Here is a 627-nt window from a genome sequence, read left to right as displayed (position 1 = left end):
TTGTTGGCAACCCAAGAAGCGTTTTCCAATGACTCTTGATCAGTATTGCCCAGCGCAGTTGCGGAGAGGACCCCCACTATCTGCGACCCCATGAGCAACAACTCGGGATTGCCCTTGAACCATTTGTTCATCTCACCAACAAGCGCTTCATTCGCACCAGCCGCCAACGCGCCTGTCGCAAAATCCCCGCCGGTCATCTCCGACAACAGCCCACCCACCGCCGCATGAATGATGATTTTGCCCGCTGAGCCATCATCCAGAACGCCCTGCGTGAGATCGCCCACCATGTTGAAGCTGAACGCTGCGACGGTATTGAACAGAGCCGTCTTCAGAACGTCACCGGCACTTGCATCGCCGCCGACTGCCTTGGTGATCAGCGCGGAAGTGCCACCCTGGATGATTTGGCTTCCAGCGAATCTACCGACGCCCTCCCACGTGGCTAACGACGGGCCGAGCAGCTTTCCGGTATTCGGATCGTATTTCATACCCGTCAGCTGGTTCAGGTATTCGGCCATCAATCCGGCTGTCACTCCGGAAATCACATAGCCCTTCAGTGCATCGGATGAAGTAACGTCCGCGAAAACCGCTCCAAGGTTTCCGCCGTTATTGATAAAACTGGTCGTGGCA

At 56.1% G+C, this 627-nt stretch carries 1 protein-coding gene; it reads right to left on the bottom strand.

Features of this window, described 5'->3' with window-relative positions; translation table 11 throughout:
* The coding region (locus tag OQK_RS01330; RefSeq protein WP_038860350.1) for a DUF637 domain-containing protein at positions 1-627 on the bottom strand (627 nt) is incomplete at both ends.

The organism is Pseudomonas sp. R62 (genome assembly GCF_000257605.1).
In the GTDB taxonomy this organism is placed as follows: domain Bacteria; phylum Pseudomonadota; class Gammaproteobacteria; order Pseudomonadales; family Pseudomonadaceae; genus Aquipseudomonas; species Aquipseudomonas atacamensis.
The sequence above is the reverse complement of the archived record's forward strand: the minus strand, read 5'-3'. Positions and strand labels throughout refer to the sequence as shown.